We start from the raw sequence: 16158 nt of genomic DNA, 5'->3' as shown, positions 1-16158 counted from the left end.
GATCCCAATATGAGGAGTACTCAAATTAGTATGATTAAAGAAATTATTCGATTGAAATTTGAATTTAATCTATCAACTCGTGCAATAGCAAGAAGTGTCGGATGTAGTAAAAGTTCTGTTGCTAATATTTTAAGAATTTGTAGAATTCATGAATTAAATTATGATTCAATTGCAAAATACAATGATTATGAATTACAACAACTATTTTTTCCTAAGGAATTAGATTCATCAGAAAAAATTCTTCCTAATTGGAAAGATATTGATGAAGAAATCAATGCTAGAGGAAGTAGGAAAAATATTAAATTCATGTATGCTAAATGTGTTTCTAATAATGAAACCAATTCAAGTAGATCTTACTTTTATGAAAAATATCGTAAATGGAAGAAAGATTCTAAAGCTTATGTTTATTCACCGATAGAGAGAAAACCAGGACAAAACCTGTACATAGATTGGGTTGGACCTACAATTGATTGTGTAAGAGATTCTAAAACTGGAAAACTTAAAACTGCTTATTTTTTTGTAACAACACTTGGATTAAGTTCTTATCCATTTTGTATAGCCTGTGAACATATGAGTCAATCTTATTGGAACGAAGCTCATGTTAAAGCTTTAAAATGGTATGGTGGAATTAGTGAGTGCTGGGTCCCTGACAATACGAAAACGGCAGTAATAAGTAGAAAATGTTATGACATTCAATTAAACCCTTTGTATCAAGAAATGGCTAGATTTTATGATGTTGCAATTATTCCTGCTAGAGTAAGAGCTCCAAAGGATAAAGGTTCTGTTGAACAATTTGTTGGAGAAGCTGAAACCTGGATTCTTGAAAAAATCAAAGACAAAGGTGTGTTTAACAGTTTCAATGAATTAAATAATTTCATTTTTAAAGAAACAAAAGAATTAGCTAGAAAAGTAGATTCTGATAAAAAAATAAAAGTAAGCAGAGAAGAAATATTTCTTAAATATGACAAACCCCACTTACTTCCTTTGCCAGCAAATGATTATGAAATTTATGATTTAAAAACTGGAACTATCAGCAACACATATGCAGCAACATATAAAGGTTGTGAATATACAGTTCCTTACCAATATGCATCTAAACCATACGAGCTACATGCTCGTCATAATCTAATTGAAATATACATTAATCATAAAAGAGTAGCAACTCATCAAAAGGCTCTAAAAGGGATTACTAGAATTTCTTGTGATACCCATATGCCTAAAAAAGATTTAAAATTCAAACTTCAAAGTAGAATGGAATCTAAAGATTATAGAGATAAAGCTCTTCAAATTGGTCCTAGTACATTAGAAGTAATTGAATATTGGTTAAACAAATACGATAAACCTCAACAAGGATATAAAATGTGCTTTTCAATAATCAATTTAATTGAAAGACATAATGTAGATATTGTTGAAGCTGCATGTAAAAGAGCAATAGTTACAAATACATTATTAGCTAAAGAAATAACAAATATCATTAAAACCAAATGTTATTTAATACCTAATGATAATATCCCTGTAATAAATAATGAGCCAATAATCCATGAAAATCTTCGTGGTGAATACAAATAAAAAAGGAGAAATAAAACAAATGAATCAACAAACATTAACAAGATTAAAAGAAATGAGACTCTCTGCTATGAAAGAAGAAATTGAAAGACAAGAAACTTTTGGCTCAACCTTAGAGTTATCTTTTGATGAAAGAATGACAATGATTGTAGATAAGCAATGGGAAAGAAAACAAAACAATAGATTACAAAGATTAATTAAAAACTCTGGAATAAGGGATACTTCAGCTGTATTAAGTGATTTTATTGAATCAGAGCATAGAGAAGGTTTAAAAAATAAATTAGTGCAATATGCTTCTTGTTCATGGATTTCTAACCATTTAAATATGATAGTAACAGGTGCCACAGGAACGGGTAAAAGCTTTGTGGCTTCTGCTTTATCTCATGAAGCATGTGTTCAAGGTTTTAAAGTAAAATATTATAGAACAACAAGATTAATAAAAGAATTAAATTTGGCTTATGCCAATGCCAAATATGAACGAATATTATTAGAATTAAAGAAAAGTGATTTACTAGTGTTAGATGATTTTGGGCTAGAACCTTTAACACAAACAGCAGCGCATGATTTATTAGAAGTAATAGATGATAGATATACATATCATAAATCAATACTTTTTGTTGCTCAAATACCAGTAAAAAACTGGCAAACTTTATTCCCTGATCCAACAGTTGCAGATGCTTCATTAGATAGAGTAGCTTTTAATTCTATTAGGATAAATTTGAAAGGCTCATCAATGAGAGAACAATTAGGAGAAAAACAACTAAAAAATTATAAATAAATGTAAAATATGATTGAAAAAGGAAAGACGGAATGTTAACAATTTGTTAAGATTAAAGATAGAAATTTAATTTGTCCGAATGAACATAACGTTGTCCAAATGATGGAATAACGGTGTCCAAGTGTAGTGGATTATGCACTTAACATTACTTTTTGTTGGCTCAGTAAAATTTACCGAAAATATTAGCCAATCAAAATATGAAAAGTATCATAGCTATCAAAAAAAAGTATCCCCTGTTGTACCGGTATTTTGGAAAAGATATAAATAGTATTGTCTTAATTAAAAATTTGCTCAATTAAAATTGTATATCAAACTATAATTGACAATCATATACAAAGACGACATTCAATTCTTCAGCTACGAAATAATCCTCAATTTAGCTAAATTCAATTTGAAGTTTTATAACTATAATAAAAAAGAACCATCAAATTTAAACTTTTTATGTTTAATTTAATAGTTCTTGAATAGTTCTTATATATTTCAATTATCAATATTAATTAGCAGTAATCTCAATTATTGTTGTACTTGTATAGGTACCAGCTACGATTGAATTATCACCTTTATAACCTAATTTGAAACGAGCTATTTCAACACCTTCTTCATGTACTCCTCTAGAAAATGCATTAGAGAAAGTAGCTGTAGAAGCTGCAGTATAATTTCCATTAGTTCCTGATACGTAATTTAATACTTCTGAACCTAACTCTTTATTAGACTCTGTTGCTGATTCTGATAATTCAATAATTGTTGGATACCATCCTGAATAGATATAGTCATTAGCCTCTGTTTTATCAATAAATTCGCCTGTTGTAATGTTAACATAGAATGTAGTCTCATCATGTAAATTACCATCATTAGCTGTTGAAACTGTGAAAGCGTTAGTTTCTCTTTCTGTTGAATCCAAAATAACAGTTTCAGTGTAATCTTCAGATAAATCTGTATAGTCATTCATAGCAGAATTGAGTTTTTGTAATTTAAAATTGTAATTTATTTCATCAACATCAGTTGATAAGATAACAGTTGGAACTGAATATGCGAATAATCCTGTAATACTTAGTGAAACCATTAATAATATTGTTAAAGCTTTTTTGTTCATTTTTTTCCTCTTTTCCTTTTCTTGTCTTGTACATAATATACAACAACATACATCTTATGTCAACAGTTAAGTTTATTTTTTTATTTTATTGTTTTCTAGAATTAAGTTATTATTATTATTAATAAATAATTACTTACACTACAAGAAAATAATTATTTAATCGCTAGAAAAAAAATCATTGTAACTAATACCATTACTAAAAAAAGAGCACGAAATTACAATAAAATTATTCTTTTTATATACTATTACAAGCTATTATTATAAGAAGATATGCAATAAATGACTAAAAAAGTAGTATGTCTATAGTTGGTAAGTCAAAGGTGTTATCCTATTCTTGACGGAGAATGGGAACCGGTGATCGTGTAATGGTATTTGTGATGGATACTGTTAATACAGATATACCTCAATAAAAAAGATACAATAGCCGGTCATCGAAGACTACAGGGAGATATCTCGAGATTCTTCTCGAGATAATCTCAATAATAAAAATGAAGGACATTTTTGTCACTCCCTTTCATAAAGCTTCCCAACAATCTGTTAATTTAACTTAAGGAGGCTGTTCATGATAGACAGACCTAAAGAATTAACGGCAACTAGAATTATCGGTTTGGATCTTTCCAAAAAAACTCTAGTTGGATGTACACTTTCAAGAGATTCAGGATTTCAAAAGAAATCTTTCTTTAATGAAAAGATGAATGAGCAAGGAAGAAATAACTAAATTTCTCGGTTCAAGGTTGGTGATGCAATATTTATGGAAGGTGGAACTTCTTCTTTTAATCTTGCAAGATATCTTTTAGAACACACTGCATCTAATGTTTATGTCCTTAATCCAATGAAATTGCATATTATTTTTGAATCAATTTGTAAAACAGATAGGCAAGATGCTGCAAAGATTGCTAAATATGCAAGAGATGCTAATCCTGAAAATTGGGTTCTTATACCAATTCCTACAAAAGAAGAATCAGCTGATAGAGCATTGATAAAACTTCATATAGCATATTCTCAATTACAAACTAAATTAATTAATAAACTTCATGCAATATTTACAGGTATGGGTTATCCAGATTTAAAGAAATCAGATTTAAAAAATCCTGAAAAAAGACAATCTTGTGTTGATGAATTACTTAAGGAAGATTTAGCTATTTTTAGTGCAAATTTATTAGTTCGTAACATTGAAGTAGTAGAATCTCAAAAAGAACAAATTCATAGTAAAATTATTCAAATATTATTAAATCATCCTAAAGAAGCTTTAGCTTGGTTATCAATACCAGGTATTGGTGATATAACAGCAGCAACTTTAGTAGCTTTCATTGGAAATGGAGAAAGGTTTTCTAAGGCAGATCAACTTAGAAATTACATAGGACTCATTCCTAGAAAAGATCAATCGGGTTCAGTAGACAAACAATTAAGTGTTTCTCATTTTGGCTGTATGCCTGTTAGAAGACATATAGTACAAGCTGCTTGGAGTATAAAAAACTTTAATCATAATTGTTCTCTTACAAGGTATTGGCAAAAACTTGAAAAAAGAGGAAAGTTTGGTCAAAAAACAGCAGTTGCAACAGCTAATAAAATGATATCTATTGGATTTGCTTTATTAAAGAATGGTGAGATTTATAATATAGTAGATGAAGAATACATATTTAATAAATTAAAGCGTTATAAACTTGAAGCTCTCATTTGAAATATTAATAACCAATTAATTTCAAACAAGAGCTACCTCGTTAACTAAAACATCTAACATAGTTTTAGCTTAACAACATTAATTCCCAAAAACAAGACCTGAGCCAGAAGGTCTAACATAATATGTGTAAAAAAGATAGAAAAAAATAAAATTATTAAAAACTTGACAACTATAGACAAATAAAAATACCATATCGATTGATATGATATTTTTATTAATAAATGATTATATAAACATTTATTTACATAAAATAATTGTATCTTTTATATTTTTAGAGAATTCAAAGACTTTAGGCACACAATCTTTCCCATATTCTGCAATAATTCTAACTATTGCAGAACCAACTATTACACCATCAGAGATCTTAGCCATCTCATAAGCTTGCTCTCTATTACTAATTCCAAATCCAATAGCACAAGGAACTTTAGAATTAGTCAATTTAATTGTTTCAATCAAATTTTGTAAATTTGAACTGAAAGAACTTCTCTCACCTGTTACACCTAAAGATGATACACAATAGATAAAACCTTTAGCTTCTTTAGCAATCATTTTAACTCGATTATCTGAAGTTGGAGCAACCATTGAAATAAAATCTATATTATGAGATGAAAAGATTTTTTCAAATTCTCCCTTTTCTTCATATGGAACATCAGGAAGGATTAATGCATCAATGCCAACACTTTCAGCTTTTTTTGCAAAATTTTCTATTCCATAACTGAAAATAACATTTGCATAAGTCATGAAGGCTAATGGAATCTGACTTTTTACTCTTACTTTTTTTACTAGACTAAAAACATCATCAGTACAAACTCCATTTTTTAAAGCTCTTTCACTAGCGCTCATTATTACCGGCCCCTCAGCTGTTGGATCAGAGAAAGGAATTCCTAACTCAATTAAATCACAACCGGCTCTCTCAAGTGCATATATGAGTTTTTCTGTAATATCTAAATTAGGATCACCAACTGTTATAAACGGGATAAATGCTTTTCCATTTTCAAAAACTCTATTTATTTTACTCATTAATGTCTTCTCCTCTATATTTAGCAATAGAAACACAATCCTTATCACCTCTACCTGATAAATTCACAACAATGATTTGATCCTTAGTCATTGTAGGGGCTAATTTCATAGCATAGGAAAGGGCATGAGCACTTTCAATTGCTGGGATAATACCTTCAACTTTAGATAAGTATTCAAAGGCCTCAACTGCCATTTCATCTGTAATTGGATAATATTCTGCTCTGTTTATATCTTTTAAGTGAGCATGTTCAGGTCCAATTCCTGGATAATCTAAACCTGCTGAAATTGAATAAACTGGTGATATTTGTCCACCCTTATCTTGGCAAAAATAACTCTTCATTCCATGGAATATTCCTAACTTTCCCACAGTAATAGTTGCTGCTGTTTTATCTGTATCAGCCCCTTTACCTGCTGCTTCTAACCCAATTAATCTTACCTCTTCATCATCTATAAAATGATAAAATGCACCAATTGCATTAGAACCTCCACCAACACAAGCTAAAATTGCATCTGGCAACTTGCCTTCTTTCTCCATTATTTGAGATTTGATTTCTTTAGATATTACAGATTGGAAATCTCTAACTATTGTAGGAAATGGATGAGGCCCCATAACACTTCCTAAAACATAATGTGTATCTTTAACTCTAGTTGTCCACTCTCTCATTGTTTGAGATACCGCATCTTTCAATGTTGCAGTTCCTGTTTTTACAGAATTGACTTTTGCACCAAGGAGTTTCATTTTATAAACATTCAAAGCTTGTCTTTCTATATCTTCTTGACCCATAAATATTTCACATTCTAAGCCTAGCAATGCAGCCACTGTCGCTGTTGCAACACCGTGTTGACCTGCCCCAGTTTCAGCAATTACCCTTGTTTTGTTCATTTTTTTTGCAAGTAAACATTGCCCTATAACATTATTAATTTTATGAGCACCAGTATGATTTAAATCTTCTCTTTTTAAATATATTTTTGCACCACCTAAATCCTCACTCATATGCTGAGCATAATATAAACGAGAAGGTCTTCCAGCATATTCATTTAATAAATAGGTCAATTCTTCATTAAAATCTTTATCATTTTTATACTTTTCATAAGCTTCTTCTAATTCTATTATTGCATTCATTAATGTTTCAGGAACATATTGTCCCCCATGTATTCCAAAATGTCCTTTACTCATATTTTTCTCCATTTAACTGTTTTAATTTAGAGCTAATTCTTTCCATTTTATCAAAATTCTTAAAGCCATTTACTTCAACACTACTGCTTAAATCAAAAGCATAAGGTTTAAAATGCTCAAATGCTTTTTCAACATTTTCATAACTAATTCCACCTGCTATAAATAGAGGTTTAGAAGTTGGAAGATCTATACTCCAATCAAAGGTTTTACCACTACCACAGCCACTATCTATTAACAAAAAATCAGCAGCTTCATAATAAGCTTTCTCTTTTTCACTATTTTCACTAATTTTAATAGCTTTAATAATTGGAATTGAAATTAAATTTTTGAGTTTTGAAATATAACAATTATTCTCATCACCATGAAGTTGAACTAAATCTATAGATTTACTATTTACAACTTTAATAATATTATCAATTGATTCATTTACAAAAACACCAACACTTTTTATATCTGGATCTAATTTAGATTTTAAAAAGACTGCCGTTTTAAGATCTATTTGTCTTTTACTTTTAGCAAAAACAAAACCAATAAAATCAGGTTTAATTTTATTTACCATGGATATATCTTCTTCTCGAGTAAGTCCACAAATTTTTAACTTTGTTTTCATAGAGAAAGCCCTTTTAAACTTTTAAGTAAGGTTTCTTTTGACTTTGCTCTCATAAAAGATTCACCAATTAAGAGCGCATCACAACCCATATCTATAGCTTTTAAAATATCTTCTCTTTTTGAATAACCACTTTCGCTAACCATAACCTTATTAGATGGAATATATTTTCTCATTTTATCACTTATACTTAGATCAACATTAAATGTTTTTAAATCTCTATTATTAATTCCAATAATTTTAGCATCAATTGAAAGAGCTAAATCAATTTCTTCTTTAGTATGAGCCTCAACTAAAACATCTAAACCTAAGGCAGTTGCTTCGGTATATAAAAATGATAATTTCCTTCTATCAAGAAGTGCACAAATTAATAAAATAGCCTTAGCCCCTAAAACCTTTGCTTCATGAACTTGATAAACATCTACTATAAAATCTTTTCTAAGTGTAGGAGTATTAACAGTCTCACTTATTTCTTTTAAATAAGACGGACTTCCTTGAAAATAATCTATCTCTGTTAAAACTGAAATGGCATCAATCCCTATTTGCTCATATTCTTTAGCAATTTTAATATATTCAAAATTATCACATATTAAGCCTTTTGAAGGAGAAGCTTTTTTTACTTCAGCTATGTAAGACAAGCCATCTTTCTTTAAAGCTTTATAAAAATCAAAAGATTTAGAAATATGAGTAATGTAAGCCATTTTTTCCATTTCTTCTCTTTGTTCAACGCTTAAAAGGCTAAGTCTCTTTTTGGTTTTAGCTGCAATCTCATCCAATATCATCTTTTATACCTCGTTAGTGCATTCAATCATTTGATCTAATTTTTTAAGGGCTTTACCACTATCAATTACATCTTTTACTTGATTAATAGCCTCTTCGAAGGTTAAATTATCTTGTGCTATATATAAAGCTGCTGCACTATTTAAAACAACAGTATCTCTCTTAGGTCCTTTTTTACCTGCAAAAATATCTTTAATTATCTGTGCGTTTTCTTGTGGAGTTCCTCCAACTAAATCTTCTTTTTTGCATAAACTGAAACCATAATTTCTTGGATCGATTTCATAATTTTTAACCCAACCATTACGAATTTCGCAGACCTTTGTTTTTCCAACTAAAGATATCTCATCCAACCCTTCAAGCCCATAAACAACTAATCCTCGTTTAACTCCTAAGTTTAAAAGAACTTGAGCTAATGGCTCAACTAAAGATTCATCATAAACGCCCATTAGTTGATAAGAAGCACCAGCAGGATTAGATAAAGGACCTAATATATTAAAAATGGTTCTAATTGATAATTCTTTTCTAACAGGAGCTACAAATTTCATAGCAGAATGATATTTTTGAGCAAATAAAAAACAAATTCCTATTTGATCTAATACCTTTTTGGCTTTTTCAACTTCAATATTTATATTAACACCTAGTTGCTCAAGCACATCTGCAGCACCACATTTACTAGATGCTGCTCTATTTCCATGTTTGGCAACAGGCACTCCACAAGCGGCAACAACTATTGAAGAGGTAGTTGATATGTTAAAAGAATTTGAATGATCTCCTCCTGTTCCAACTATTTCTAGTACTTCTAAATCATTTAGTAGTTTTAAGGCATGCTGTCTCATTATTTTAGCTGAAGCAGTAATTTCTTCGATAGTTTCGCCTTTCATGGAAAGTGCTATTAAATAAGCACCAATTTGGAGATTACTAGCTTTACCACTCATAATCTCATCCATAACTGTTTCAGCTGTGACTGTGTCTAAATCTTCTTTTTTAGATAATTTTATAATTGCTTCTTTAATCACTTTTTATCTCCTAATAAAAAATTCTTTATTATATCAATACCACATTCTGTTAAAATTGATTCAGGATGGAATTGAAGACCTACAACCTTATTTAGGGGATCTTCAACTGCCATAACTTCACCACTTCCAACAACTTTTGCACTAACGACTAAATTTTCTGGAAGTGTTTCTTCAACAACAGCTAAACTATGATATCGTCCAACTTGAATAGGACTGTCTATATTTTTAAATACTGATAGTTCTTTTAAATCTACTTCTGATTGTTTTCCATGCATAAGAGTTGGCGAATGATCAACTGTCGCCCCATATGCTAAACATATAGCTTGGTGTCCTAAACATACTCCCAAAATTGGAAACTGGCCTTTAAGTGAAGAAACAACTGAAACACAAATACCTGCATCTTCTGGTCGACCAGGTCCTGGGGATAAAATAATTGCTTCTGGATTCAATTTTTTTATTTCATCAATTGTTATCTCATCATTTCTTACCGTCAGAATATCTTGATTTATCTGACCAATTAGTTGATATAGGTTGTAACTGAAGCTATCATAGTTGTCAATTAATAAAATCATAATTATTTATCCTCCAAAGCATTAACTACAGCTTTTGCCTTATTTAAACACTCTATATATTCATTTTCAGCAATAGAGTCTGCAACAATTCCTGCTCCACTTCTTACGTAAACATTTCCATTCTTTTTAAATGCAAGTCTAATTGCAATACAAGTATCTAAATCTCCATTAAAAGCTAAATACCCAATAGCACCACCATAGACTCCACGTTTATTATTTTCTAACTCGTTTATAATTTCACAAGCTCTAATTTTAGGAGCACCGGAAAGAGTTCCAGCTGGTAAAATTGAATCAATTGCATCTAAACAATCTAGATTATCTTTAATTTCCCCAGAAACGGTAGATCCAATATGCATAACATGAGAAAACCTATGAATTTTCATATACTCTTCAACTACAACAGTTCCAAATTTGCTTATTTTACCAATATCATTCCTACTTAGGTCGACTAGCATATTATGTTCAGACACTTCTTTAGGATCACTTAAAAGTTCTTTCTCTAAATTAAGATCTTCTTCTAGAGTTTTACCTCTTTTTCTTGTCCCTGCTAAGGGAAAAGTAGTCAATTTTGATTCTTCAAGTTTGACTAAAGTTTCAGGAGACGCTCCTGTTAATTCAATATTGTCACTAATAAAATAAAACATATATGGAGAAGGATTAGTTTTTCTTAGATAATCATAAACAGATTTTAAACTACCTTTAAAAGGTGCTGCTAATCTATTGGATAAAACAACTTGGAAAATATCTCCTTCATATATATAGTTTTTCGCCCTTTCAACCATTTTACAAAACTCATCTTTACTAAACAAAGGTTTTAAAGGAGACAAAAGTTTACCTTTTTCATATTCTAAAGGACCATCAATTTCATTAATTAAGGATTTCAGACTATCTAATTCCATAGTAGCTCTTTTGTAATTAGAGCTAAAATTATCTCTTTTAACATTAATTATTAAAAAAAGTTGCTTTTTAAGATTATCAATTGCAATAATTTTATCAAAAAGCATCAAATCTAAATCTTTAAAATCTTCTTCATCTACACAGTCTAATTTTAACTTAGGCTCACTATATGATATAAAATCATAAGAAAAATAACCTACAAGTCCACCTGTAAAGGGCGGGATGTCTACTAATTTAGGACTTTTATTCTCATCTAATATCTTTCTAATATATTGATGAGGTTTATCACTTTCAATTTCTATAGTAGTACCACTCTTAATACAAAGGTTAGTTCCTTTTTGCGTAATTTCTAAGCTTGGATTAAACCCTATATAAGTATATCTACCCCAATCTTTACTATCTTCACAAGATTCTAAAAGAAAACAATGCTTACTTATTTTCTCTAATCTATTTAGAATTTCCATTGGACTTTTTTTACCGAGTGGTAAAGATAGACTAATTGGAATTGTGTTATACTTTTTATCAATTAAATTAGCAATTTCTAAGCTAGGATAATAATTCATGTTACCTCTTCTCTGTTTCTATATGTAGAAATATATATGTTACTATAAATAGAAACGGTGTTACTGTCAATAGAAACACATTTTTTTTCATAAAAACTCTTCTAAAAAGATTAATAAGTTAAACAAAAATAAATGTGATATAATAACCAAAAGGAAATATATGAGAACAAATTTATTAAAATTAGTATTTATTGTAATAGGTTTTATTTCACTCATCTTAGGCGTGATTGGAATATTAATACCTATTTTACCCACTACTCCTTTTCTTCTATTATCATCAGTTTGTTTTCTCAAAAGTTCAAAAAAGCTTGATTTATGGTTTAGAAATACTAAAATTTATAAAAAAAATGTAGATCCATTTCTAAAAAATAAGACATTAACAATAAATACTAAAATATCAATAATTTGTTCATTAACTTTAATATTTTCTATTGGTTTCTATTTTACGAAAAATTTATTACTAGTTAGAATAATTTTAGTTTTGATATGGTTTATTCACATACTTTATTTCACGTTGTTTATTAAAAGTACAAAATAATTGTCTATATATAAATATAAAATGGGACAATATATTTTGTATATGAGCAAATACGTACTTTTCATGAAGAACTTAGATATTTTTTATGTATCCTTAAATTTTTAATTTTATTTTCTAAGATTTAACTATAAGATTATATAGCTTAAAAAAAGAAATACACATAATTTTTAAATTATGGGAGATATGATTTGAAAAAATTATTAATAATTTTTACTTTATTAACACTTACCTTAACTGATATTTTTGCTCTTCAAGTTGGATCAAAAATTGATACAGGATTATATTATTATCCATCAATAAATTTAGAAGAAAGCTCTACTACCACAGTATCGACATCAATAGCTTCAACATTTGATATTGAACTTTTATATTTTAAATTAAAAAAAGATGAAGTTGGTCCATATATTTCCTTATTAAATGTTTCAAGATCAACTGTATCAAACAATACTTATCTTAGAAAATTTAGTGGAACAGCTTTAGGTTTCGATTGGGGACACTATTTTTCTAAAAGATATAAATTAAACACAAAATTAGGAGTTGGTATTGGGAGTGTAGGAGAAAGTTCTAATAAAGAAATGTATTTTGATTTATCCTTAATCCCATCAATAATTTTAGATAACAAAAAAAATTACGATGTAAATTTAAACTTCATTTTTAATGGAATATATCGAAAAAATCTATTTTCACCTAGTGTAGGTATTGGTATTGGTATAAATTTAGATTGGCCAAAAAACACAAATGAAAAAAAGCTTCCTTCACTTGAAAAAAATCAATTAAAGGAAACTTTATGAAAAAATTAACTCTTATTATCTTATCAGTATTTTTACTTATCAGTTGTGATTTAAATGTTGAAGAAACTTATTATTCAATCAATTTAATTTCAATTGGTCTTGATTATTCTAATACTCTAATTCAGGCAAATTATCTTGAAGGAACAATAAATGATGCAAAAGAATTTCAGAAAGCTTTAACACAAATGTGTGAGGAAAATGACATAGATATTAATAGTTATGGTTATTTTCAAATAGGGAAAAGTCATGATTCAGAGACTATTGAGGATTCATCATACCCAAGTAAAACTAATATTTTAGAAGCTTTTGAAAACTTGGAAACTATTGCAGACGAAAATTCAATTAATATTATTTATTATTCAGGTCATGGGACCTCTGATGGAAGTTTTGTTTTAGCAACTACAAACACTGAAACTGGTCAACTTAGTTATGATGATGAGGGAAATTTATCAAGTGATCAAAAATTGACAGTTAGTGAATTGTATGAAGATATTGAAGATGTACCAGGTAAAACAATTATTATTGCTGATTCTTGTTACTCAGGGAATTTTTATCAAGATAGTGTTTATAGTCTAACAGAAGATGATTTTTCACTTACAAAAGCTTTTGAATTATTTTTCAGTGATGATAGTGAAGAAAGTGATTATAGTGATATATATATTATAAGTGCAGCAAAATCTGATGAAACTTCTGCTGAATATGGCTATTCAAGGGTACATGGACATTTCACAAAAGCTCTTTTAGAAGGAATGGGTTGGTGTGATGGAGAAAAAGGAGTTCTATCTTACTATAGACTCCCTCAATTAATTGATCCTGATGATGGAATTCAAGGAGTTCTAGCCGAAGGTGAACCTCCAGCGACATCTAATGGGATATTAAGCTTGGACTCTCTAATGGCCTATGTCTCTGATAATATAGATGAAAAAGCAACTCAAACTGCCCAAATCTCATCTTGGCGTTATGATCTTGTTTTATTTAAATACTAGAGCCAAACTAATCCTCTAAAGTTTTTGTTAACTTAATTTTAGTTAGCATTGGTGTTTTATTTACAATTAATATAATTTATCTATTGACAATCAATCTCAATATGATAAACTAAATTTACTGACTTATGTCAATTTAATTATTTCATTAGGAAACAAAATTTTAATAAAAAATATGGAGGAATAAAAATTATGCCTGAATTTAGTTCACCTTTTGCCGGATTAGCAAATAAGAAAAAATTAACACATGAAGAATTAGTTAGATCGATTAGATTTATGATTGCTGCTGAATATGAAGCGATTCAATTATATATGCAATTAGCTGAATCTACAGACAATGAATTAGCTATTGATGTATTAAAAGACATTGCTGATGAAGAGAGAGTACACGCAGGAGAATTTTTAAGACTTTTACATGAATTAGATCCAGAAGAAGCTAAATTATATGCTGAAGGTGCTAAGGAAGTAGAAGAAGAAATTGAGAAACAATAATTCAAAAACCTTGGAGGTATTCTATGGGTTGCGACACGGGCTTAAAACCAATTAAAAAAAAGAAAACTAAAGAATCAACTGAAATAGTTGAAGAGGAGAAAAAGAGCATGAGTTCAACAATGGTAAGACAAGAAATGCCAGAATTTAAAATGGATGCATACGATGCAAAAACTGGACATTTTACTACAGTATCTAGTGAAGATTATAAAGGGAAATGGACTGTAATTTGTTTCTATCCTGCAGATTTTACATTTGTCTGTCCAACTGAAATTGCTGCAATGAATTCTAAATACGATGAATTTAAAAAATTAAATACTGAGATTCTTGCAGTTTCTGTTGATTCAAAATTCTCACATAAAAGATTTGCAGAAACAGAACCAATATTAAAAGGCTTAAAATTAATGATGGGTGCAGATTCTAATCAAGAAGTAAGCAAAGCTTTCGGTGTATTAGTAGAAGAAGAAGGTGTTGCACTACGTGGCAGGTTTTTATTCACGCCAGAAGGAATTTGTGTAGCTCAAGAAGTTCAAGCAGATTCTGTTGGAAGAAATGTAAATGAATTCTTAAGACAAGTACAAGCTTGGCAACATGCAACTAAAACTGGAGAAGTATGTCCAGCTGGATGGAGACCCGGAAAGAAAACTCTACCAGTTAATACTGATGCTGAAAAAATGGCAGGTCATGTTGGAGATTATATAACTCTCGAAGAAATCCTAAGTTAATTTATCTTTTACTTAAAATCAAAATAGCCATTGCTATTATCTTATTAATAGATAAAGCAGTGGCTTTATATTTCTTATTCTCAACTACAAATTAAAAAACCCATAATAATTATATTTATAACTAACTTAACTTTATATGAATTTATAGTTACTTATTTTATTTTTAACAAAAATGTACTTTCCCCTTATATTTTTTAATAAGTTAAATCTAATGTACCTACCTTCTATTGACTTTATATACCGAACGGTATACAGTTGGCATAATGAAAAACATATTAGACAACAAAGAAATAATTTTAAACTGTGCTTTAGAATTATTTTCAAAAAAAGGGTATGAAGCAGTATCTGTACAAGAAATAGTAACCATTGCAAATATTACAAAGCCAACTTTATATTATTATTACAAAAGTAAAGAAGGTGTTTATGACCAATTATTACTTAAGTATTATACACTTTTAAATAATTCAATTGAAAAGGTTATAACTTACAATCCTAAACCAGATTCATATTTCTTAGATATTTATCCAGTATTAGTTAACTTAACTAATACATATTTCACATTTGCTAAAAACAATCCTGAATTTTATAGGATTATTTTAAATAATCAATATATGCCTAAATCATCTTCAACATATAAAATCGTACAAAAATATCACTTTACTCAACATGATCTTTTAATAAATATGTTTTCATCGATGGGAAGTGTTCACACTAATTTGAAAAACAAGGAAAAACAATTAACTTGGAGTTTACTTGGAATTATAAATACATATATTGGCTTATATTTATCAGATACAAATATTCCCCTCTCTCCTGATTTATCAAAAGAACTTGTTCATACATTTATGCATGGAATATATGCATAAAATTTAATTCTAATTT

At 29.0% G+C, this 16158-nt stretch carries 18 protein-coding genes; 10 read left to right on the top strand and 8 right to left on the bottom strand.

Going from position 1 to position 16158, the window contains the following annotated elements; all coding sequences use genetic code 11:
- Positions 1-9: 9 nt before the first annotated feature.
- Positions 10-1569: an IS21 family transposase gene (istA, locus tag ACZ5SO_RS00655; protein ID WP_464624125.1), complete on the top strand. Its 1560-nt coding sequence runs from the start codon at positions 10-12 to the stop codon at positions 1567-1569.
- 19 nt (positions 1570-1588) lie between these two features.
- Entirely contained in the window at positions 1589-2344 is a 756-nt protein-coding gene (istB, locus tag ACZ5SO_RS00650) for an IS21-like element helper ATPase IstB (protein ID WP_464624126.1), read from the top strand.
- A gap of 493 nt (positions 2345-2837) precedes the next feature.
- Here istB and ACZ5SO_RS00645 read toward each other — a convergent pair whose 3' ends face one another.
- Entirely contained in the window at positions 2838-3437 is a 600-nt protein-coding gene (locus tag ACZ5SO_RS00645; RefSeq protein ID WP_464626060.1) for a hypothetical protein, read from the bottom strand.
- Positions 3438-3999: 562 nt separating this feature from the next.
- Between ACZ5SO_RS00645 and ACZ5SO_RS00640 the strand changes: the two genes are divergently transcribed.
- Both ACZ5SO_RS00640 and ACZ5SO_RS00635 read left to right on the top strand, forming a co-directional pair.
- Entirely contained in the window at positions 4000-4155 is a 156-nt protein-coding gene (locus ACZ5SO_RS00640) for a hypothetical protein (RefSeq protein ID WP_464626058.1), read from the top strand.
- A gap of 33 nt (positions 4156-4188) precedes the next feature.
- Positions 4189-5118, top strand: a complete 930-nt coding sequence (locus tag ACZ5SO_RS00635; protein WP_464626056.1) for an IS110 family RNA-guided transposase — start codon at positions 4189-4191, stop codon at positions 5116-5118.
- Between the two features lie 237 nt (positions 5119-5355).
- Here the strand turns inward: ACZ5SO_RS00635 and trpA are convergent, their stop codons facing one another.
- Genes trpA through ACZ5SO_RS00600 form a run of 7 tightly spaced genes read right to left on the bottom strand, consistent with a single transcriptional unit; the run spans position 5356 to position 11750 of the window.
- Entirely contained in the window at positions 5356-6138 is a 783-nt protein-coding gene (trpA, locus tag ACZ5SO_RS00630; RefSeq protein WP_464626054.1) for a tryptophan synthase subunit alpha, read from the bottom strand.
- Positions 6131-7315 (bottom strand): tryptophan synthase subunit beta, encoded by a 1185-nt coding sequence (gene trpB, locus ACZ5SO_RS00625; protein ID WP_464626053.1) that lies wholly within the window; start codon positions 7313-7315, stop codon positions 6131-6133. Before trpB ends, trpA begins: the two co-directional genes overlap by 8 nt.
- The gene (locus tag ACZ5SO_RS00620) at positions 7308-7925 is read right to left on the bottom strand and encodes a phosphoribosylanthranilate isomerase (RefSeq protein WP_464626052.1); all 618 of its coding nucleotides are present in this window, start codon (positions 7923-7925) and stop codon (positions 7308-7310) included. The genes trpB and ACZ5SO_RS00620 overlap by 8 nt, the downstream gene beginning before the upstream one ends.
- A complete protein-coding gene (trpC, locus tag ACZ5SO_RS00615; RefSeq protein WP_464626051.1) occupies positions 7922-8704 on the bottom strand; it encodes an indole-3-glycerol phosphate synthase TrpC in 783 nt (260 codons plus the stop codon). Before trpC ends, ACZ5SO_RS00620 begins: the two co-directional genes overlap by 4 nt.
- 3 nt (positions 8705-8707) lie before the next feature.
- The gene (gene trpD, locus ACZ5SO_RS00610) at positions 8708-9718 is read right to left on the bottom strand and encodes an anthranilate phosphoribosyltransferase (protein ID WP_464626050.1); all 1011 of its coding nucleotides are present in this window, start codon (positions 9716-9718) and stop codon (positions 8708-8710) included.
- Entirely contained in the window at positions 9715-10290 is a 576-nt protein-coding gene (locus ACZ5SO_RS00605; RefSeq protein ID WP_464626049.1) for an anthranilate synthase component II, read from the bottom strand. Before ACZ5SO_RS00605 ends, trpD begins: the two co-directional genes overlap by 4 nt.
- 2 nt (positions 10291-10292) lie before the next feature.
- Positions 10293-11750, bottom strand: a complete 1458-nt coding sequence (locus ACZ5SO_RS00600) for an anthranilate synthase component I family protein (protein ID WP_464626048.1) — start codon at positions 11748-11750, stop codon at positions 10293-10295.
- Between the two features lie 160 nt (positions 11751-11910).
- On the opposite strand from ACZ5SO_RS00600, the gene ACZ5SO_RS00595 reads away from it, so the two are divergent.
- From ACZ5SO_RS00595 to ACZ5SO_RS00570, 6 genes are all read left to right on the top strand, one after another.
- Entirely contained in the window at positions 11911-12288 is a 378-nt protein-coding gene (locus ACZ5SO_RS00595; protein WP_464626046.1) for a YbaN family protein, read from the top strand.
- Positions 12289-12476: 188 nt separating this feature from the next.
- Positions 12477-13079, top strand: a complete 603-nt coding sequence (locus ACZ5SO_RS00590) for a hypothetical protein (protein WP_464626045.1) — start codon at positions 12477-12479, stop codon at positions 13077-13079.
- Positions 13076-14065 carry a caspase family protein gene (locus ACZ5SO_RS00585; RefSeq protein WP_464626044.1) on the top strand — a complete coding sequence of 330 codons (990 nt, stop codon included), beginning with the start codon at positions 13076-13078 and terminating at the stop codon, positions 14063-14065. The genes ACZ5SO_RS00590 and ACZ5SO_RS00585 overlap by 4 nt, the downstream gene beginning before the upstream one ends.
- A gap of 189 nt (positions 14066-14254) precedes the next feature.
- Positions 14255-14554 (top strand): ferritin family protein, encoded by a 300-nt coding sequence (locus ACZ5SO_RS00580; RefSeq protein WP_464626043.1) that lies wholly within the window; start codon positions 14255-14257, stop codon positions 14552-14554.
- A 23-nt stretch (positions 14555-14577) separates the two neighbouring features.
- On the top strand, positions 14578-15276 hold the full coding sequence (locus tag ACZ5SO_RS00575; protein ID WP_464626042.1) for a peroxiredoxin: 699 nt from the start codon (positions 14578-14580) through the stop codon (positions 15274-15276).
- Between the two features lie 263 nt (positions 15277-15539).
- Entirely contained in the window at positions 15540-16142 is a 603-nt protein-coding gene (locus tag ACZ5SO_RS00570; RefSeq protein WP_464626040.1) for a TetR/AcrR family transcriptional regulator, read from the top strand.
- Positions 16143-16158 lie beyond the last annotated feature (16 nt).

It is taken from the genome of Pleomorphochaeta naphthae (assembly GCF_055396005.1).
This window is presented reverse-complemented; position numbering and strand designations above follow the sequence as displayed.